Annotated in this window: 22 protein-coding genes; 17 read left to right on the forward strand and 5 right to left on the reverse strand. The window is 66.2% G+C overall.

The genetic code is table 11. The features are described from left to right. Positions 1–13: 13 nt before the first annotated feature. The 5 genes from motA to P0M04_RS02235 are packed head-to-tail and all read left to right on the forward strand — an operon-like array spanning position 14 to position 3,345. Entirely contained in the window at positions 14–904 is an 891-nt protein-coding gene (gene motA, locus P0M04_RS02215; RefSeq protein ID WP_281042445.1) for a flagellar motor stator protein MotA, read from the forward strand. Between the two features lie 13 nt (positions 905–917). Continuing rightward, complete coding sequence (locus P0M04_RS02220; protein WP_259448959.1) at positions 918–1,889, forward strand: flagellar motor protein MotB; 972 nt, start codon at positions 918–920, stop codon at positions 1,887–1,889. Between the two features lie 29 nt (positions 1,890–1,918). After that, positions 1,919–2,203, forward strand: coding sequence for a flagellar biosynthesis anti-sigma factor FlgM (flgM, locus tag P0M04_RS02225; protein WP_259448958.1), 285 nt, complete (start codon positions 1,919–1,921; stop codon positions 2,201–2,203). A 4-nt stretch (positions 2,204–2,207) separates the two neighbouring features. After that, positions 2,208–2,636: a flagellar export chaperone FlgN gene (gene flgN / locus P0M04_RS02230; RefSeq protein WP_259448957.1), complete on the forward strand. Its 429-nt coding sequence runs from the start codon at positions 2,208–2,210 to the stop codon at positions 2,634–2,636. Further along, positions 2,623–3,345 carry a glycoside hydrolase family 73 protein gene (locus P0M04_RS02235; RefSeq protein WP_259448956.1) on the forward strand — a complete coding sequence of 241 codons (723 nt, stop codon included), beginning with the start codon at positions 2,623–2,625 and terminating at the stop codon, positions 3,343–3,345. Before flgN ends, P0M04_RS02235 begins: the two co-directional genes overlap by 14 nt. On the opposite strand, the gene flgA is transcribed toward P0M04_RS02235, so the two are convergent. Next, a complete protein-coding gene (gene flgA, locus P0M04_RS02240; protein ID WP_259448955.1) occupies positions 3,335–4,006 on the reverse strand; it encodes a flagellar basal body P-ring formation chaperone FlgA in 672 nt (223 codons plus the stop codon). The genes P0M04_RS02235 and flgA overlap by 11 nt on opposite strands. A gap of 113 nt (positions 4,007–4,119) precedes the next feature. On the opposite strand from flgA, the gene flgB reads away from it, so the two are divergent. From flgB to P0M04_RS02300, 12 genes are read left to right on the forward strand one after another with little or no spacing between them, the layout of a single operon-like run. Next, positions 4,120–4,479 carry a flagellar basal body rod protein FlgB gene (gene flgB, locus P0M04_RS02245; protein WP_259448954.1) on the forward strand — a complete coding sequence of 120 codons (360 nt, stop codon included), beginning with the start codon at positions 4,120–4,122 and terminating at the stop codon, positions 4,477–4,479. Between the two features lie 10 nt (positions 4,480–4,489). Continuing rightward, positions 4,490–4,894, forward strand: coding sequence for a flagellar basal body rod protein FlgC (gene flgC, locus P0M04_RS02250; protein ID WP_036235094.1), 405 nt, complete (start codon positions 4,490–4,492; stop codon positions 4,892–4,894). A 2-nt stretch (positions 4,895–4,896) separates the two neighbouring features. Beyond that, positions 4,897–5,562: a flagellar hook capping FlgD N-terminal domain-containing protein gene (locus P0M04_RS02255; RefSeq protein WP_259448953.1), complete on the forward strand. Its 666-nt coding sequence runs from the start codon at positions 4,897–4,899 to the stop codon at positions 5,560–5,562. A 41-nt stretch (positions 5,563–5,603) separates the two neighbouring features. Next, positions 5,604–6,785: a flagellar hook protein FlgE gene (locus tag P0M04_RS02260; RefSeq protein WP_259448952.1), complete on the forward strand. Its 1,182-nt coding sequence runs from the start codon at positions 5,604–5,606 to the stop codon at positions 6,783–6,785. Between the two features lie 13 nt (positions 6,786–6,798). Beyond that, on the forward strand, positions 6,799–7,524 hold the full coding sequence (locus P0M04_RS02265; RefSeq protein ID WP_259448951.1) for a flagellar basal body rod protein FlgF: 726 nt from the start codon (positions 6,799–6,801) through the stop codon (positions 7,522–7,524). A 37-nt stretch (positions 7,525–7,561) separates the two neighbouring features. After that, a complete protein-coding gene (gene flgG, locus P0M04_RS02270) occupies positions 7,562–8,347 on the forward strand; it encodes a flagellar basal-body rod protein FlgG (protein ID WP_259448950.1) in 786 nt (261 codons plus the stop codon). A gap of 2 nt (positions 8,348–8,349) precedes the next feature. Continuing rightward, entirely contained in the window at positions 8,350–9,018 is a 669-nt protein-coding gene (gene flgH / locus P0M04_RS02275) for a flagellar basal body L-ring protein FlgH (RefSeq protein WP_259448949.1), read from the forward strand. A gap of 7 nt (positions 9,019–9,025) precedes the next feature. After that, positions 9,026–10,183: a flagellar basal body P-ring protein FlgI gene (locus tag P0M04_RS02280; protein ID WP_259448948.1), complete on the forward strand. Its 1,158-nt coding sequence runs from the start codon at positions 9,026–9,028 to the stop codon at positions 10,181–10,183. Further along, a complete protein-coding gene (locus P0M04_RS02285; protein ID WP_259448947.1) occupies positions 10,183–10,539 on the forward strand; it encodes a rod-binding protein in 357 nt (118 codons plus the stop codon). Before P0M04_RS02280 ends, P0M04_RS02285 begins: the two co-directional genes overlap by 1 nt. 45 nt (positions 10,540–10,584) lie before the next feature. Beyond that, positions 10,585–11,955, forward strand: coding sequence for a flagellar hook-associated protein FlgK (gene flgK, locus P0M04_RS02290; RefSeq protein ID WP_259448946.1), 1,371 nt, complete (start codon positions 10,585–10,587; stop codon positions 11,953–11,955). Between the two features lie 11 nt (positions 11,956–11,966). Then, positions 11,967–12,878, forward strand: coding sequence for a flagellar hook-associated protein FlgL (flgL, locus tag P0M04_RS02295; RefSeq protein ID WP_259448945.1), 912 nt, complete (start codon positions 11,967–11,969; stop codon positions 12,876–12,878). 5 nt (positions 12,879–12,883) lie between these two features. Then, positions 12,884–13,924: a hypothetical protein gene (locus tag P0M04_RS02300; protein ID WP_259448944.1), complete on the forward strand. Its 1,041-nt coding sequence runs from the start codon at positions 12,884–12,886 to the stop codon at positions 13,922–13,924. Between the two features lie 52 nt (positions 13,925–13,976). Here the strand turns inward: P0M04_RS02300 and P0M04_RS02305 are convergent, their stop codons facing one another. From P0M04_RS02305 to P0M04_RS02320, 4 genes are read right to left on the reverse strand one after another with little or no spacing between them, the layout of a single operon-like run. Beyond that, positions 13,977–14,783, reverse strand: coding sequence for a cyclic di-GMP-binding domain-containing protein, MshE-related (locus tag P0M04_RS02305; RefSeq protein WP_259448943.1), 807 nt, complete (start codon positions 14,781–14,783; stop codon positions 13,977–13,979). Positions 14,784–14,807: 24 nt separating this feature from the next. After that, the gene (locus tag P0M04_RS02310; protein ID WP_259448942.1) at positions 14,808–15,362 is read right to left on the reverse strand and encodes a DUF2059 domain-containing protein; all 555 of its coding nucleotides are present in this window, start codon (positions 15,360–15,362) and stop codon (positions 14,808–14,810) included. Positions 15,363–15,374: 12 nt separating this feature from the next. Beyond that, a complete protein-coding gene (locus tag P0M04_RS02315) occupies positions 15,375–16,988 on the reverse strand; it encodes an OmpP1/FadL family transporter (protein WP_259448941.1) in 1,614 nt (537 codons plus the stop codon). A gap of 10 nt (positions 16,989–16,998) precedes the next feature. Next, positions 16,999–18,054 (reverse strand): transporter, encoded by a 1,056-nt coding sequence (locus tag P0M04_RS02320; protein WP_259448940.1) that lies wholly within the window; start codon positions 18,052–18,054, stop codon positions 16,999–17,001. Between the last annotated feature and the right edge of the window lie 11 nt (positions 18,055–18,065).

Here is an 18,065-nt window from a genome sequence, read left to right on the forward strand (position 1 = left end):
AAAGGTAATAACAATCATGCAAATCCTTGGCATCCTCATCGTGCTTGGCGCCGTGTTCGGCGGCTACCTGATGATGGGCGGCACGGCGCTGGCCATCTGGCAGCCGAACGAACTGATCGTCATCTGCGGCGCCGCCCTTGGCGCCCTCGTGCTCGCCAATCCGAAACACGTGCTGGTCGAGATGCTCGGCCAGATGAAGAAGATCGTGGGCAAGCACAAGCACGACTCCGAATTCCAGCGCCAGCTCCTGCTGCTGATGTACGAACTGCTGCAGACGGCGGCCGGCGGCCTGAAGGCGCTCGACGCCCACGTCGAGGCACCGAAGGACAGCCCGATGTTCCAGCGCTATCCGCTGATCCTGGAAGAGCCGAAGCTGCTGGCGTTCATCGTCGACAACTTCCGCCTGATGGCGATGGGCAAGATCAACGCCCACGAACTGGAAGGCGTGCTCGAGCAGGAACTCGAAGCCATCCACGAGGAACTGACCCAGCCGTCCAAGTCGCTGCACAAGGTGGCCGAAGGCATGCCGGGCTTCGGCATCCTGGCCGCCGTGCTGGGCATCGTGATCACGATGAACTCCGTCGGCGAAGGCGCCGACACGGCCGAGATCGCGGAACACATCGGTGCCGCGATGGTCGGTACGTTCATCGGTATCTTCTTCTGCTACGGCGTGCTCGATCCGATCTCCGGCATGATGAAGCAGCTGGTCAATTCCGAAGCGTCGACGATGGAAACCGTGAAGGTCGTGCTGTGCACCCACGTGGCCGGCAAGCCGCCCCTGCTGGCGATCGACGCGGGCCGCCGCCTGATCCAGCTGAACACCAAGCCCAGCTTCGCCCAGCTCGAAGCGTGGATCAATGCGATGGCCGACGGCGAGGAAGCCGGCGCCAAGCGCAAGGCCTGATCCGGAGTCATAAGTGCAAGCTACCAAGAAAGGCGGCGCCGACAAGCACCACGATGCGACCATCGTCAAGCGTGGCGGCGGCAAGCATCACGACGACGAACACGGCGGCGCGTGGAAAGTCGCGTTCGCCGACTTCTGCATGGCGCTGATGGCGCTGTTCCTCGTGCTGTGGCTGATCGCATCGCGCGACGCCCAGCAGGTCAAGAACATCGTGCGCGACAACACGGCCAGCGGCCTGATCGAAGGCACAGGCGGCAAGCCGGAAATCAAGTCGAGCCCGGCCGGCAGCCTGATCGAACGCTTCCAGCTCCCGAAAAGCAACGGCGGCGCCGAGGGCCCGGGCGCCGGCGCCAAGGCCAATGTGGCGACGGTGCGCACCAAGTACGAATCGCCGTCCGAACTGGCCGCGCTGGCGCACCAGCTCCAGCAGATGAGCGTGGACGCCGGCCTCGCATCGAATCTTGCCACCGTGATCACGCCGGACGGCCTGCGCGTCATGTTGCACGACACCGACCGCCAGGGCATGTTCGTGCGCGGCAGCCCGCTGCCGACCGCCAAGTTCGCAAAACTGTTGCGTGCGATGGCGCCGCTGTTCGAAAAAATGGAAAATCAGATGTTGATCGTAGGCCATACGGATTCCTTGCAGTACACTAGGGCCGGACCGACCAGCTATTCCAACTGGAGCCTGTCGGTCAACCGCGCTCTGGCTGCGCGGTCCGAGCTGCTCATCGGCGGCATGCGGGGCGAAAGCATCCTGCAACTGGTCGGCATGGCCGACCGCGCCCCGATCGACGCGGCCCATCCGGATGCTTCGGCCAACCGCCGTATCGAACTGTTGATCCTGACCAGCAAACAAGCCGCCGCGATCAAGACCATGTTCGGCACCCCTGCGGATACCGAACCCCTGACTTCAGAGGCGTCCACGTCGAAAACGGACGACGCAGCGCTCAAGGACCTGCGCAGCCAGATGGTAAAGAAACCATGACGATTCAATCGAAAACCCGAGGACCACGCATGAAGATTTCCAGTGCCTCCACGCCTTCCGTCTCGATCGCCCCGCAGGTGGGCGGCGCCGCCGCCGCGCCGGCAGCGGCCCCGGTGAGTGCCCCCGCGGGCACCGATGCACTTGAATCCGCCGTGCTGCAGCCGGCACAGAAAGCGCTTGGCGCCCTGCCCGACTTCGACGCCGCCCGCGTGGCCGAGCTGCGCGACGCGCTGGCCAAGGGCGAACTGCCGTTCGACGCGGGACGCCTGGCCGGCCTGATCCAGCGCTTCCACGGCAGCGGCAGCAAGGCTTGACACCATGAGCCGCATGACCCGCGACCAGGCCGTCGGGCGCCTGCTGGACGGCATTGCCGCCGACATGGCCGCCTGCGGCACGATCCGCGACCTGCTGGAACGCCAGTTCCAGGCCGCCATGCGCCACCGCGGCACGGAACTCACGACGCTTGCCGAAGAACTCACGCCCGAGCTGGACGCGATGGAACAGCGCCGCCAGCAACGCGTCCAGCTCGTGCGCGCCCTGCTGGGCCCGCAGGCGACGATGGACGACCTGTTCGGCAGCCTGCCGGCGCCGCAGCGCACGCGCGGCCAGGCCGACTGGGAACAGCTCGAGACACTCGTGCGCGACTGCAAGCAGGCGACGGCGCGCAACGGCAACCTGATGGCTGAACAATTTACGATCATGCAACGCCTGCTGCACGGCGAAGACGATACCTATGCGCCACGCTGAATTCACGACGTCGATTCCCTCGTTGACCCCGACCGCCTCCACGACGCCGACGGCGCCCTTGGGCAATGGCGGCGGCAAATTCGGCGGCATCTTCAACGACGTGCAGGGCGAAGTCACCGACTTCATCCAGAACGGCGGCGGCGACTTCGCAACGAGCGCGACGCTGAGCGCCGAAGGCCGCATGTGGGCCGCGCGCAGCCAGGGCGCGACCGCGGCCCTGATGGGCGGCGATACCGACGCGTCGCCCGACCAGCAGGCTTTCCTGGAAAGCATCGCCCCGTGGGCGAAAGAAGCGGCCGGCAAGCTGGGCGTGGCACCGGAGCTCGTCTCCGCGCACGCCGCACTGGAATCCGGCTGGGGCCAGCGTCCGCTGCGCAATGCGGACGGCAGTTCATCCTATAACCTGTTCGGCATCAAGGCCGGCGCCAGCTGGAAAGGCGATGTCGCGCAGTCCGCCACGACGGAATACGTCGGTGGGGCCGCCATCAAGACGAACGCGAAGTTCCGCGCCTACCCGGACCAGGCCAGTGCCTTCCGCGATTACGCGCAGATGCTGATCGATAACCCGCGCTTCCGTGGCGCACTCGGCACCGGCAACGACGCCCAGGCCTTCGCGGCCGGCCTCGCCAAGGGCGGCTACGCCACCGATCCCGCTTATGCGGCCAAGCTGTCGCGCCTGGCCGGCAAACTCCAGGGCATCAGCGGCTGATCGCCATGTCGATCGGCTCAACCGTGCCGGGCCCGGCGACGCGCATGCGCACGACCTGCCCGCTGCCGGCGTTGCGCACGCGCACGACGGCACCCTTCCCGCCCGCATCCAATGCTTCTCCGGCCATGCTGACTTCGATGCCTTCGCGCCGCGCGACCATCATGACGGCGTCGCCGCGCTTCACCAGAACGGGACTGCTGAGCTGCCCGCTGCGCAAAATGTCTCCTGGACGCAACATGCGACGAGACATTTGTCCGACCGCGTCGGCCGGATTACTGACCGGATCGGCAATGTTGGAAATATCACGGCGCTCGATCGTGACTTGTGCGTCCGTCAACGCTTCGTTGGCCGCAGCCGGCGCGGCCGCGATCGCAACCATGGCCGTCACGCGCGCGCGGACGACGTACTCGTACCGCCATCCGGGCGTGTCCGGACAGCGCGCTACGAAGCGCATCCTCTGGGGAGAACGGGTATCGAGCGGTTCCACGGCCACTTGCTGGCTGCACGGCGGCGCCGGCCGCGCGGTCACGACGGCGATCTCGAATTGCGGTTCGGTCAAGCCGGACGCGGCCATCTGCCTTTCCAGTTCGGCACGGGCCGCTTGCTCGATTTGCATGGGAATCGACGGCGCTGCCGCTTGCGCGAACGCAGAAAACAGCATCAGTGACGAACCGACAAGGGTTGCCTTACAGAAAGCAATCATTAGAGAATAGTGGCTGCGGAAAAATCTGATTCTAACCAATCATCCGAAATTCAACGACAGGAGTTCCTGACATGACGATTAATTTCAAAGACGCACTGGGTGTGCATGCCGACGCGCTGGAATTGCGCGCCGAGCGCACCAAGGTGTTGGCGGCGAACATCGCGAACGAGAGCACGCCCGGCTACACCGCACGCGACATTGATTTTGGCGCCATGTTGCAGGATCGTGTCGACGCCGAGAACGGCCAGCTCAGCCTGAGCGACGACCAGCCGCTGTACCGCGTGCCCTTCCACCCGAGCGCCGACGGCAACACCGTCGAGATCGGCGTCGAGCAAGCCGCATTCGGCCAGAACTCTTCCGATTTCAATACCAGCCTCACCTTCATCAACATGCAGTTGCGTGGTCTGGCAAAAGCCATCAACGGTCAATAACAGGTCAACAATGGGCTTCAAGGACATTTCCCAGATCGCCGGTTCGGCGATGGCGGCGCAATCGGTGCGCCTGAACACGATTGCCAGCAACCTGGCCAACGCCGACGTCGCGGCCGGCTCCGAAGCGGAAGCGTACCGCGCCCGCAAGCCGGTCTTCGCGGCCGTCATGGGCAATAACGCCAGCGCGGGCGTGCAGGTGCTCGACGTGGTCGAGAGCGCGGAGCCGCTGCGCCGCGTGCACGAACCGGGCAATCCGAAGGCCGATGCCGACGGCATGGTCTATTACACGAACGTCAACGAAGTGTCCGAGATGGCCGACATGATGTCCGCCAGCCGCGCCTTCGAAACCAACGTCGAAGTCCTCGGCCGCATCAAATCCATGCAGCAGTCGCTGCTCAAGCTCGGAGAATCCTGAACATGGTGACGACCACCAACACCACCAACACCCAGTTCGGCGGCACGACGGGCACGGGCAGCAACAAGATCGCAACCCAGGCACCGACCGAGGCCAACAAGGACATGTTCACCAAGCTGCTGGTGGCGCAGATCCAGAACCAGGACCCGCTGTCGCCGCAGGATCCGACCCAGTACGTCAACCAGCTGTCGCAGCTGTCGCAGACCGAAGCGCTGCAGAACCTGTCGCAGACGACCACCGCCAGCGCGAGCGTGCTGCAAAGCCTGCAGACGCTTGCCATGGGCGGCCAGGTAGGTTCCGACGTGACCGTGGCGACGGACACCGTCAAGCTCGACGGCAGCAAGCTGAACGGCACCGTGCAACTGAACGGTCTATCCGCCGGTACGAGCCTGATCCTGACCGGCGTCGACGGCCGCCAGCATGAAGTCGACCTGGGTCCCGGTTCGGGCGCCCAGTCGTTCACCATCGATCCGGACGCCCTTGGCCTGGCGCCCGGCACGTACAAGATCCAGGCCAAGCCGTCGGACGGCAGCTCGCCGACGATCGAAGTGGCGGCGCGCCTGAACAGCGTGCGCGTGAATGGCTCCAGCGTCGTGCTCCAGGTGGCCAACATCGGCGAGGTCGCTCCCTCGTCCGTCACGGGTTTCAACGGCAAGACGGGCTCCTGAACGGCGCCCACCCTCTACCGCAACGCATTTAAGGAATCGACATGAGCTTCGACATCGCACTGTCCGGCATCCAGGCCATCAACGAGCAACTGAACACCGTTTCGAACAACATCGCCAACGCGGCCACCTACGGCTTCAAGGGCAGCCGCGCCAACTTCGCCTCCGTCATGGCCGGCAGCCGCCCCAACGGCGTGGAAATCGGTTCGGTCACGCAGAACATCAGCATGAACGGCAGCACCCAGACCACCGGCCGCGGCCTCGACGCCGCCATCGACGGCCGCGGTTTCTTCGTCAGCGTCAACAATCAGGGCACGACGCAGTATTCGCGCGTCGGCATCTTCTCGACCGACGCGACCGGCATCCTGATCGACAGCAACGGCAACAAGGTGCAGGGCTATGGTCCGTCCAAGAACGGCACGCTGGGTGCGATGGGCGACGTGCAGATCCCGACCGGCCAGATCCCGGCCGTCGCGACGACCAACATCGCCTACACCGGCAACCTGTCGGCCGACTGGACCGTGCCGACCGTCGCGTTCGACCCGGCCAAGAACACCTCGTACAACATGGTCAAGCAGTCGATCGTGTACGACTCGCTGGGCACGCAGCACACGCTGTCGCAATACTTCGTCAAGAAGGACGCCAACACCGTCAACGCGTTCTATTCGCTGGACGGCGCCGCGCCGGGCACGACGCCCGCCGTGCTGACGTTCGATGCCACCGGCGCGCTGAAGACCACGACCGGCAACTCGGTCGCCATCGCGGCGGCGGGCGGCGCAGCCGCCGGCAACGTCACCATCGACTACACGGGCACGACCCGTTTCGCCGGCGAAGCCACGACCACCACCAACCGCAGCGACGGCTATGCGTCGGGCACGTTCGTGGGCGTGGAACTGGCGCAGGACGGGTCGCTCGTGGCCAAGTACAGCAACGACCAGTCGCAGGTGGTCGGCACCGTCGCCGTCGCCACCTTCGCCAACGAAGGCGCACTCTCCTCCATCAGCGATACCAGCTGGGTGGCCAACTCCGCGTCCGGCGCCGCCCTGTACAGCTCTCCGGGCGTGGGCCTGGCCGGCAAGCTGGCGACCGGCGCGCTGGAAGGCTCGAACGTCGACATCACGTCGGAACTGGTCGGCCTGATGACCTCGCAGCGCAACTACCAGGCCAACTCGAAGGTCCTGACCACCGAGAACCAGATGATGCAGGCCCTCATGCAGGCCCTGTAAGACCTGACGCCCCATGGATAAACTGATCTTCACCGCCGTTTCCGGCGCCGAGCGCCTGATGCGCGCCCAGCAGGTCCACGCCAACAACCTGGCGAACCTCGACACCGCAGGCTTCCGGGCCAGCATGGAAGTGGCGACCAACCAGCAGCTGGGCGGCTACGGCTACGACGACCGCCACCTGTCGTCGATGCAGGCCGACATGGTCTCGACCCGTGCGGGCTCGGTCCGCGAAACCGGCCGTCCGCTCGACGTCGCGATCGGCGGCCAGGGCTACCTCGCCGTGCAGTTCGGCGACGGCGAAGCCTATACCCGCTCCGGCGAGATCGACATCGGTGCCGACGGCGCGCTGTCGGTCCACGGCCATCCGCTGCTGGGCGAAGGCGGCCCGGTCGTGCTGCCGCCGCATACCGCGGTCGAAATCGGCAAGGACGGCACGATTTCCGTGCTGACCGAAGGCGCCACGCAGATGCAGGTCGTCGACAAGCTGCGCCTCGTGAACGCCACCGGCGCCGAATTGACGAAGAACGAGGCCGGCCTGATCGTGGCGCGCGACGGCGCCCAGCTGCCGGCCGATCCGGACGTCAAGGTCCGCCCGGGCGCGCTCGAAGGCAGCAATGTCTCGGCCGTCGAGGAAATGGTCGCCACCATGAGCCTGAACCGCAGTTTCGAAGTGCAGATGCGCCTGTTCAAGGCCAGCGACGGCATGAACGAGGCCGGCAACAAGCTGATCGCCGGCTGATCGCGCGTCCCCAACCGAATCCAGAGAGAGAGAAACCATGAATCCAGCAATGTGGATCAGCAAGACCGGCGTGCAGGCGCAAGATGCGAAACTGCAAGCCATCGCCAACAACCTGGCCAACGTGAACACGGTCGGCTTCAAGCGCGACCGCGTCGTGTTCGAAGACCTGTTCTACCAGGTCGACAAGCAGCCGGGCGCCCAGACGGCCGACAACACCGTCAGCAACGGCGTCCAGCTCGGCAATGGCGTGAACATCGTCGGCACGCAGAAGGTGTTCACCAACGGCAGCATCCAGACGACGAGCCAGCCGCTCGACGTGGCCATCAACGGCAACGGTTTCCTGCAGGTTCGCCGCCCGGACGGCCAGCCGGCCTTTACCCGCGCCGGCCAGCTGCAGGTCGATTCGAACGGCGTGCTGGTCAACGCCCAGGGCCTGCCCCTGGTGCCGCAGATCACCGTCCCGAACAACGCGACCGGGATCACGATCGGCGAAAACGGCATGGTCAGCGCGACCGTCCCGGGCAACGTCGCCCCGACCGAACTGGGCCAGCTCACGCTGACCACGTTCGTCAACCCGGCCGGCCTGCTCGCCCTGGGCGACAACCTGTTCCAGGAAACGACCGCCAGCGGCACGCCGAACGAAGGCCGCGCCGGCGACGGTGCCTTCGGCAAGATCAAGCAGGGCGCACTGGAAGGGTCGAACGTGCAGGTCGTCGAAGAGATGGTCGACATGATCGCCGCCCAGCGCACCTATGAGATGAACACCAAGGTGTTGTCGGCCGCCGACAACATGCTGCAATACCTGTCCCAGGCTTCCCGCTAACCATGAAACGCTTCGCCCTCGCCGCCGGGATGGCGGCCAGCCTCGTGCTGACCGGATGCGCCTCACGCGTCCCCCTGAACAACCCCGCCCCCGTGGACGACGCCCTCGCCCTGCCGAAAGCGCAGGCGGCGCGCGCCGGCGTCGGGGGCGGCGTGTTCAGCGCCGATACCGTCTCGCTGACCTCGGACGCGCGCGCGTTCCGCGTGGGCGATGTCGTCACCGTTCTCCTGCAGGAAACGACCCAGGCCAGCAAGAAGGCCGGGACCAGCTTCAGCAAGGGCTCGTCCGCTTCCGTGACGCCGATCAGCGCGCTCGGCAAGACCTTCGGCCGCACCGGCCTCGACCTCTCGGCCGATCGCAGCTTCAACGGCGACGCCACCAGCACCCAGCAGAATGCGCTGACCGGCGCGATCACCGTGCTCGTGCAGGAAGTGCTGCCGAACGGCCTCCTGCGCGTGGCCGGCGAAAAGCGCCTGCAGCTGAACCAGGGCGAGGAATATGTGCGCATCAAGGGTTACCTGCGCGCCGCGGACATCGACAACGAGAACCAGGTGTCGTCGCTGCGCGTGGCCAATGCCCGCATCGCCTATTCCGGCCAGGGCACGCTGGCCGAAGCCAATTCCCCCGGCTGGCTGACCCGGTTCTTCACCGGTCCGTTCATGCCCTTCTGAGGACGCAATGACCCAAACCTTACGTTTCGCTTCCCTGGCCTTGGCCGCGCTGCTGGCGCTGCCAGCGTTCGCCGCCCCCGCCGTGAAGACCGCGTCGGTCAGTCCCGACGCGGCCATCCTCGCCCGTACCCAGCCGCTGCGCAACCTCGCCAGCGTGGAAGGCGTGCGCGAGAACCCGCTCGTGGGCTACGGCCTCGTCGTCGGCCTGAACGGCAGCGGCGATTCGACGCAGGTGAAATACTCGAGCCAGTCGGTCGTCAACATGCTCAAGCAGTTCGGCGTCAAGCTGCCGGACGGCGAGGAAGCGAAGAACAAGAACGTGGCCGCCGTCATGGTCTCGGCCGTGTTCCCGCCCGGCTACCGCCGCGGGCAGCAGATCGACGTGACCGTCTCGTCGCTGGGCGACGCGAAAAGCCTGCGCGGCGGCACCCTGCTGCTGACCCAGCTGCGCGCGGCCGACAACGAAGTCTATGCGCTGGCCCAGGGCAACCTCGTCGTCGGCGGCCTGTCGGCGTCCGGCAAGAGCGGCTCGTCGGTGACGGTCAACACGCCGACCGGCGGCCGCATCCCGAACGGTGCGATGGTCGAGCGCGAGATCCCGACCGATTTCGCCACCCGCCCGGCCGTGCTGCTGCGCCTGCGCCATCCGAACTTCGACACCGCGACCAACGTCGTGAACGCGATCAACCGCCGCTTCGGCCAGGTCGCGACCACCGCCGACGGCACCAGCGTCGAGGTCGTGGCGCCGACGAATCCGACCGAACGCGTCGCCTTCGTCGCCAAGCTGGAAAACATGCCGGTGGAAGCCGGCGAGGAAGTGCCCAAGGTCGTGTTCAATTCGCGCACCGGCACCGTCGTGATTTCGGACGGCCTGCGCGTGAAATCGGCCGCCGTGACCCACGGCTCGCTCAAGGTCGTGATCTCGGAAAGCTCGGCCGTCAGCCAGCCGGGACCGTTCTCCAGGGGCCAGACGCAGGTCACGCCGCAATCGAAGGTCTCCGTCGACCAGGGCTCGGGCCAGATGTTCCACTGGCCCCCCGGCGCCCGCCTGCAGACCATCATCGACACGGTCAACAGCCTCGGCGCTTCTCCCGACGACATCATGGCGATCCTGCAGGCCCTCGACCAGGCCGGCGCGATCGAAGGCGAACTGGTGGTGATCTGATGCTGAACAACGCCAACGCAATCGGTCCGGAGCAGCCGGACCCGGCCACGGGCGAGGACAAGGTCGCTCCGGCGGTCGATACCGCGGCAGCGCTGGACAAGGCTTATGTTGCCAAAGCGACAAAGGCCGCCGTCGAATTCGAAAGCTTTTTCATCTCGCACATGCTGCATCAGATGCGCGAGAGCACGCGCTCGATCGCGCCGGACGACAGCCCGACCAAGGACCGCGTCAACCAGGACATGACGGATATGGTGGACAACATGTTGGCCGGGAACATGGCACAACAGCGTGCCTTCGGCGTCGCCGACGCGATTTTGCGTCAGATCCTGCCCGCACCGCTTAATAAAACGAGCTGAACGGTCGCCTGTCATTACTGACCACGCACAAGAAGGCTTCGCCCCATGAGCATCCTGAACAACGCCCTGTCCGGAGCAGTCGCTTCGCAACTGGCCCTGTCCGCCAGCAGCCAGAACATCGCCAACCTGCAGACCAAGGGTTACACCCGCCAGTCGGCCCTGCTGAGCGCGGTTGCGCCGGCAGCCGGTTCGAGCCAGGCCGGCAACGGCGTGCGCGTGACCGAGCTGATGCGGTTCTCCGACAGCTACAAGACGCAGCAGATGTGGCGCAGCGCGTCGGACCTGGGTACGCATTCGCAGACCCAGCCCTATCTGACCCAGCTGGAAAAGGTGATGGGCGACGACACCGCCAGCCTGTCGAGCGGCGTGGACGGCTTCTTCGCGGCATTGAACTCGGTGGCCGGCGTCGACCCGACGTCGACCCCGCTGCGCCAGCAGGTGGTGACCGCCGCCGGCCTGCTGGCCCAGCGCTTCAACAGCATGAACAACGTCTACAACGCCCAGCTGCAATCGGTGCGCCAGCAGCGCAGCGCACTGGTCGACTCGGCCAATACGACGATCGCGTCGATCGCGTCGCTGAACGCCCAGATCGCGAACGCCAACGCCACCGGCAGCAATCCGTCGGCCCTGATCGACGCGCGCGACCAGGCCATCGACAGCCTGGCGAGCCAGATGGGCCTGGAAGTCAGCGACCAGCCGGACGGCACCCGCAACGTGTCGCTCAAGACCGGCCAGTCGCTGGTATTGGGCGGCGTCCCCGGCAAGCTGTCCGTCAGCGGCGGCGCCGCGCAGACCTTCAGCCTGACGTTCGCCGGCACGAAGTTCGAACTCGACACGACCAGGGCCGGCGGCCAACTGGGCGGCCTGTCGGTCTATGAACAGGACACGCTGCTGCCGCTGCAGCAGGGCGTGGCCGAGATGGCGCAGCAGATCGCCGACAAGGTCAACACCCAGCTCCAGGCCGGGTATGCGATGGACGGCTCGGCCGGCAAGCCGCTGTTCGTCTACAACCCGGGCAGCACGTCGAACATGCTGCAGGTGGCGGACGGCTACCAGACGTCGGACCTCGCGTTTTCCGGCGACGGCAAGCCGGGCGACACCGGCAACCTGCAACAACTGGTCGCCATCAAGAGCCAGACGATCACGATGGCGAAGATCGGCACGGTGCTCATCAGCGACGCCGACACCCAGCTCGTCGGCCGCCTCGCCGTCGACAGCCAGCAGAACAAGGGCGCGCTCAAGACCGCGCAGACGATGCGCGACCAGGCCGTCGCGGACTGGCAATCGACGAGCGGCGTGAACCAGGACGAGGAAGCCGTGCATCTCGTCGAATACCAGAACATGTACCAGGCCAACATGAAGGTGATGTCCGTCGCGAACGCGCTGTTCGACGCCACCTTGCAGATGATGGGCTAAAGGAGAGAAGCATGCGTATCGCCACCAGCCAATACCAGGCGATGATGACCCAGTCGCTCGAGCTGAACCAGGAGCGCGTCAGCTATGTGACGCAGCAGATGGCCAACGGCAATCGCATCCAGCTGCCGTCGGACGATCCGGTCGACAGCGTGCGCCTGTCGCGCCTCAAGCGCGAAGAAGCCGGCATCACGCAGTATCGCAGCAACATCGCCGCGATCAACGAACGGCTCACGAAGAACGAAGGCTACCTGCAGAACATGGTCAACGACATGGGCCCGGGTCGCGACCTGCTCGTGTGGGCCTTGGACGGTTCGAACACCTCGCAGGACTTGAACGCCATGGTCACCCCGCTGACCTCGCTGCGCGACAGCCTGATGTACTCGGCCAATACGGTCGACCAGGAAGGCCGCTACGTGTTTTCCGGCACCGTGACCGACACGGCACCGATCACCTACAATGCATCCGCCCCGCTCGGTTCGCGCTTCAGCTATGCGGGTAACACGAATGACCAACTGGTGGTGGTGGGCAATGGCATCACCCAGGTGGCGAACCAGAACATCAACGGGTTGGAAAAACTGCTGAACCAGCTCGACAAGACGATCAGCACGCTGTCGGGCAGCACGGTCAGCCCCAACGACCCTGCCGTGCGCAGCGTCCTGCAAGCCAACCTGACAGGTTTCGACGATGCGCTGAATCTCGTTTCCGGCAAGGTCGCCGTCATCGGCGGCCAGCAGAACGTCCTCAGGACGATCGACGCCAACCACGAGAACGTCAGCCTGTCGAACCAGACGGCGATCCTCGACATCGGCCAGCTTGACGTCGGCACCGCGGCCATCGAGCTGAACGGCTACCAGACGGCGCTCGAGGCCAGCTACAAGGCCTATGGCAAGATCGGCTCCCTGTCCCTGTTCTCGGTGATCTGATCGTCATGGATACCACATTACGCCCCACGAACGCCGGCGCAACCGGCGGCACCCTCGGCACCCGGGCGAATGCCTCGTCCCGGCTCGTTCCGACCCGCTCCACCGAATCCGTCGACGACACGTCGGCGAACGCGGCGGCATCTTCCGCGGCGTCCGCGGCGCCGCTGCGCACCAATGGCAGCGCGGCGAGGATCGCCAGCAACCTGCAGGACCAGGTGGCGGGCGCCCAGCAGGCGCTCGACTACCTCGAACGCGTGGCGAACCAGCTCGAGGCGCTGAAGGGCGAACTGACGGCCAAGCTGGCCGGCACCCGCAACGGTTCACGCCTGCAGCTCGAAGTCCACGCGCGCCAGCTCGCCCAGACGCTGGCCGGGCGCAAGAAGAACGGCGGCGGCAGCGTCGACAGCAACCTGAATTATTCGACCAGGCCGGCCACGCAGCGCTTCCGCATCCGCGGCCTCGACATCGAGAGCGTCAGGAAGAGCGCGCCGCAGACCATCTCGTTCTCGGTCGGCAGCGCCGGCGGTCCGCAGATGGGCGTCAACATCGAGCCCGACCAGTCGAACCAGCAGATCGCCCGCGCCCTCGACCGCGCCCTCGCCCCGATGGGCGTGCACGCGAGCCTGGACGAGAACGGCGAACTGGTGTTCACGACGCCGGAAGCGAACTGGTCGTCCGTCAAGGACAGCATCGCCGTGAGCGGCCGCGGCCGCGTCACCACCGATGAAGTGCCGGCGAACCTGGCGCCCCAGCAGTGGAACGTCAGCGCGGAAACCGGCAATGCCGACGCGCTGCGCCAGAGCCTGCGCGAAGTGGTCCAGGCGCTGGAACGCGTGCACCGCTCGCAGGCCGCCGCCAGTGCCGCCCTGCAGGCCGCCAGCGCCCAGGTGGCGGATGCCGCGCCGCCGCCGCCGGACATGACGATCGCGGTCGAAGACTTCAACAAGGTCGCCGCCAGCACGGACTACGAATCGCTGATCGCCCTGACGTCGGCGCTCGTCGGCGTCAGCCGGGACCGCGTGCTCGCCCTGCTCGGCCTGCGCTGAGCCCTGCGCCAGGCCTTCGGACGCCCCGCATTCGAGCGGGGCGTTTTGTTTTTCAGTGACCGATCGGCTTGACGCTGATCGTCGTCCCGCGCAGGTCGATGTCGTGGATCTCGATGCTGCCGAACGTCGGTCCCGGATGGCTGCCCACGCGGATGTTGCGGAAGCTGATCTCGCCGATCGTGCTGGGCAGGCGCAAGGTGATCGAGCCGTCCTTGTTCAAGGTCGCGTGCGAATTGGCCGGGTCGTAGCTGACGTCTCGCACGGTCGTGTCGGCCGACAGCAGCATGGCGAGCGGATTGAATACCGTCGCCAGTTCGCCCAGCACGCGCACGCCGTCGTTCGGCAACGCGTGCTGCACGGCCGTCTGCAGCCCATGCTGGCCGCCCTGCGCCGCCATGGCGATCAGGCGCAGCTCCGCCTGGCGGGCCTGGTCGCGCAGCACGTCGCTCAATTGATCGTCCTTCCGGCCCTGGGCCGTCACCTCCCCGAGTTCCTCGTCCGACAACGCACGCATGCCGCGGCCGAATTCCCGCCCGCCTTCGCGTCCGCTTTCGCCCGGCATCCGTGTGGACACGGCCGCCGCCGGCGCCGCCGCCACCGCCGCGTAGGCGTGCAATGGCCCAAGCAATGCGGTCGCCAGCGCCGCCGCCATCCGCAGGCTGCGCTGGCGCCGCACGGCGCCGCGGACCTGCGCCTGCGTGATCAGCTTCATGTCGGCCAGGATCTCGCCCAGCCGGCGTCCGCTCTGTTCCTGCGCGCGGATTGCCGCATCCAGCTGTTCCTGCGAGATCAGCTTCTTCTCGATCAGGATCTGGCCCAGCCGGGACCTGTGGGTACTGCCTGTCATCCAGTCGCTCATCCCCGCCTCCTTCCGTAGTGATCGTTATTGCCCGGCCGCCGCGCGCAACTTCAGGCCCACGCGGTTCTGCAGCTCAGTCATCTTCGGCTGGATCTGCGCGGCGTTCGCCTTGGCCACGTTCTCGCCGACGGCTTTCTTCATCTCCGGCACGACGCTCTCGAACTTGGCCAGCACGGGCGATTCGAGAATGCCGGCCAGCTGTTTCAGCTCGTCCTCGCTGAACTTCTGCGCGAGCAGCGGCGCCACGCTGGACTGCACGATCGCGTGCGTGCTCGTACGCAGCGCCGGGGCTTCCGTCTCGACGAACTTCGTCGCCTCCGCCGTGATGTCCTTCATCGTCGCGTCCTGCTTGTCGGCCGGGACGCGGCTCTGCACCACCACGCGCGACTGGCGCAGCATGTCGGCCACCGGCGCCTGCAGCATCTGCAGGCCGACGGATTCCAGCCCCATCTTGTCCAGCACGCGCTGCACGAGCGCCTGCTTGGCGGGCGGCACGCCGGCCATGCCCTCCGCGTGCGCGCCCCCGGCCAGGCCGACGCCCGCACCGAACGCCATCGTCATCCACATCGATCGGAACATCGTCATCTCCAGTTAGAACGGCCGCGTGTACGAGGCGCCCGCGTATTTCACGATCAGGCTGCCGGACACCGTGGTGGCCGCGTAAGGGTTGTAGATCAGGTTGAAGAAATTGTCGCAATTGAGATTGCAGTCGCTGCGCGCGGGGATGTTGTACGAGCCCTTCATGTAGCTGCCCGTCAGGTTGACTTCGCCGCCGTCGTCGAAGCGGTAGCGCACGCCGACGCTCTTGAGTTTCGTATCGGGCAGCGGCGCGAGAAGGCTCATCTGGTTGCCCGGGATGGAGCTCTTGCGCGGTTCGTAGCCGAAGCGCAGCGCGAGCTTCTTCGTGATGTTGAACTGCGTGCCGAAGCTGTAGTTGACGACGCTCCGGAAGCCCATGTTGAACGTCGCCTGGCGCGAATTCGCGTAGCCGAACAGGCGCGCCATCTCGAGCAGCTTGATGCTCTCGTCGAATTCGAAGGTCAGCTGGTTCCACTGCGCCCAGTCGGCGTAGCTGACGTCCGCGTTCAGCTGCACGTAATCCGTCAGCATCAGCTTCATGCCCGCCTGCACGCGCCACGGGAACGGGATCCGGGCCGTCATGTTCCCGTGCTGGTATTCGGGGATATCCTGCGGCATGCCGGTGACGGCGCCGACGATGGGGCCGAGCAGGCTCGAATTCAGCCCGCGCACGAAGCTGCGCAGCATCGGGTCGCTGTGGAACGTGTACGACCCGGTGTAGGTCGTGCGCGTGCCGCCCTGGTACACGAGGCCCAGCGCGAACCACTTCTTCGGCTCCCACAGCACGCCGATGTTGACGGTCGGGTCGAACGACGCGCGCAGGTCGAAGTCGATGTTGGCGGCCCGCTTGAACGGGTTGACCATGCCTTCCGGACCGCCGCCGCACAGGCCGAAGGTCAGCGTGTCGATCACGGTGCCGTTGCCGTCCGGGCAGACGGCCTTCTGCAGCTGGCCCACGGTGCCCAGCAGCTTGTTGGGAGCGCGGAAGTCGGTGTTGATGGCGAACGCGGAATACGCGATCGGCACCGAGATGCCGATCTTCAGCGTGTCCGACACCTTGTACGCGGCCGCCGGCGACAGGTACACGAGGCGCTGCAGCTGGACCAGGCGGCCGTCGAAGCGCGCCGGATCGTCCGGATCCTTGGTGCGGTCGATACTCATCGCGGCCGCCAGGTAGACGTTCGTGCCGAACGTCCAGCGCGAACCGGGCGCGTTGTACGCCATGCCCATGCTCGGCACCAGCACGCCCGGCAGCCGCGCCTTGGGGACGCCATAGAACGGGATGTAGAGGGCCTGGCGCACCGGCCCGCTCGACTTGCCGTTGATCGGATCGTCCTTGAAGCCGCCGATGTCCATGTCGGGCGCCGACACGAAACGGTTCGGGTTGCGGATCGTCGCCACGAACACGGAATCGATGTGATGCGTGCCCTCCAGGCGCGCGAGACCGGCCGGGTTGAAGTGGATCGATTCGATCCCGGGCGGGTCGGCCGTCACCGCATTCCCCATCGCCATCGCGGTGGGGCTCGTGACGAGGTTGTCGGTGACGCCCGCATGGGCGGCCGGCGCCAGCGCCGCGGCCAGGCCGGCCACGGCAAGCAGGACGATCGGTGACGGCGCGGCGGTCATGGCAGCGGCCTCACAGCGACAACGGCAGGCTCATCGTGAGCGACAGGTTCGGCGCGGCCGCCGTGAGGCCGGCGCCGACCGTCACGTTGACGGTGGTCTTGGGCGACATGCGGTAGCCCGCGCCGATCGCCAGGATGCCCGCGCTCTGGGTCTGCGTCTGCCCCTTGTTGCCGTTGTCGAACGTGAGCGTGGAGCGGGCCTGGATCGATTCCTGGAACGAGAACGACGTCGTGATCTTGTACGACAGCGCGTACGCGAAGCCGAGGCCGAAGCCGAAGCTGGCGCCCGGCTTCACTTCGCGCAGGGTGGCGCCGTAGAGGTTCTGGTTCAGGTGCTTCGCCGCCAGGCTGTAGCCCACGTTGAAGGAGCCGAACAGCGCGACCGGATCGACGATGCGCGTCATGTTGGCGCCGATGTTGAAGGTGTTGACGCCGGAGCCCGTCGCCACGCCCTTCTGCACGTCGACCTTGTACGGACTCGTGCCCGTCGCAAGGCGCATGTTGCCCGTGATCGTGTACGCGACCTCGTCGCGCTTGACCTCATGCGGCTGCCAGCGCACGCCCACGCCCAGGTCACCGATCGTGTGCGAGACGCCCGAGAAGCCGCCGGAATCGGAGTAGCGGCTGATCAGGGGCACGGTGACGTTGGCGGTCAGGTTGTTGAGCACGCCGTAGTCCGTCATGATCGTGTTGGTGATCGTGTGCGAGTTCGTGTTTTCGATCGAGAACAGCGTGGCGGTGCCGGACGACAGGTCGGTGTTGATCTTTTCCTGGCCGATGTACGTGTAGCCCAGCTCGTAGTTCACCTGGACCTTGCCCTTGCGGATCAGCGAGTACTGCTTGTCGACCGCGGTCAGCGTTTCCTTCAGCAGCGACGTGTTGTCGGCATCGCCCTCCTTCTTCGCCAGCGCGTCGCGCACGGCTTCCGAGGTCGCGGGCGGCGTACCCGTCGTCGCGGAGTTCAGCGTCGAGGAACTGGCCGTGTCCTGGGCCTGCGCCGGCAGCTGGGCGAGCAGGAAGGTGCAAGCCAGCGCCGATGCCGATGCCGACATAGTGGAAATCTTCATGGTGGTCCTTC

It is taken from the genome of Telluria mixta, assembly GCF_029223865.1.
GTDB classification, from domain to species: Bacteria; Pseudomonadota; Gammaproteobacteria; order Burkholderiales; family Burkholderiaceae_D; genus Telluria; species Telluria mixta.

What these genes read in the sequence shown, in the direction of transcription:
- P0M04_RS02320 (WP_259448940.1), bottom strand. Translation starts at nt 18,054, where the DNA reads ATGAAGATTTCCACTATGTCGGCATCGGCATCGGCGCTGGCTTGCACC.
- P0M04_RS02260 (WP_259448952.1), top strand. Translation starts at nt 5,604, where the DNA reads ATGAGCTTCGACATCGCACTGTCCGGCATCCAGGCCATCAACGAGCAA.
- P0M04_RS02280 (WP_259448948.1), top strand. Translation starts at nt 9,026, where the DNA reads ATGACCCAAACCTTACGTTTCGCTTCCCTGGCCTTGGCCGCGCTGCTG.
- P0M04_RS02305 (WP_259448943.1), bottom strand. Translation starts at nt 14,783, where the DNA reads ATGAGCGACTGGATGACAGGCAGTACCCACAGGTCCCGGCTGGGCCAG.
- flgG (WP_259448950.1), top strand. Translation starts at nt 7,562, where the DNA reads ATGAATCCAGCAATGTGGATCAGCAAGACCGGCGTGCAGGCGCAAGAT.
- P0M04_RS02300 (WP_259448944.1), top strand. Translation starts at nt 12,884, where the DNA reads ATGGATACCACATTACGCCCCACGAACGCCGGCGCAACCGGCGGCACC.
- P0M04_RS02310 (WP_259448942.1), bottom strand. Translation starts at nt 15,362, where the DNA reads ATGTTCCGATCGATGTGGATGACGATGGCGTTCGGTGCGGGCGTCGGC.
- flgK (WP_259448946.1), top strand. Translation starts at nt 10,585, where the DNA reads ATGAGCATCCTGAACAACGCCCTGTCCGGAGCAGTCGCTTCGCAACTG.
- flgC (WP_036235094.1), top strand. Translation starts at nt 4,490, where the DNA reads ATGGGCTTCAAGGACATTTCCCAGATCGCCGGTTCGGCGATGGCGGCG.
- P0M04_RS02265 (WP_259448951.1), top strand. Translation starts at nt 6,799, where the DNA reads ATGGATAAACTGATCTTCACCGCCGTTTCCGGCGCCGAGCGCCTGATG.
- flgH (WP_259448949.1), top strand. Translation starts at nt 8,350, where the DNA reads ATGAAACGCTTCGCCCTCGCCGCCGGGATGGCGGCCAGCCTCGTGCTG.
- flgB (WP_259448954.1), top strand. Translation starts at nt 4,120, where the DNA reads ATGACGATTAATTTCAAAGACGCACTGGGTGTGCATGCCGACGCGCTG.
- P0M04_RS02255 (WP_259448953.1), top strand. Translation starts at nt 4,897, where the DNA reads ATGGTGACGACCACCAACACCACCAACACCCAGTTCGGCGGCACGACG.
- flgN (WP_259448957.1), top strand. Translation starts at nt 2,208, where the DNA reads ATGAGCCGCATGACCCGCGACCAGGCCGTCGGGCGCCTGCTGGACGGC.
- flgL (WP_259448945.1), top strand. Translation starts at nt 11,967, where the DNA reads ATGCGTATCGCCACCAGCCAATACCAGGCGATGATGACCCAGTCGCTC.
- flgM (WP_259448958.1), top strand. Translation starts at nt 1,919, where the DNA reads ATGAAGATTTCCAGTGCCTCCACGCCTTCCGTCTCGATCGCCCCGCAG.
- P0M04_RS02235 (WP_259448956.1), top strand. Translation starts at nt 2,623, where the DNA reads ATGCGCCACGCTGAATTCACGACGTCGATTCCCTCGTTGACCCCGACC.
- flgA (WP_259448955.1), bottom strand. Translation starts at nt 4,006, where the DNA reads ATGCTGTTTTCTGCGTTCGCGCAAGCGGCAGCGCCGTCGATTCCCATG.
- P0M04_RS02285 (WP_259448947.1), top strand. Translation starts at nt 10,183, where the DNA reads ATGCTGAACAACGCCAACGCAATCGGTCCGGAGCAGCCGGACCCGGCC.
- P0M04_RS02315 (WP_259448941.1), bottom strand. Translation starts at nt 16,988, where the DNA reads ATGACCGCCGCGCCGTCACCGATCGTCCTGCTTGCCGTGGCCGGCCTG.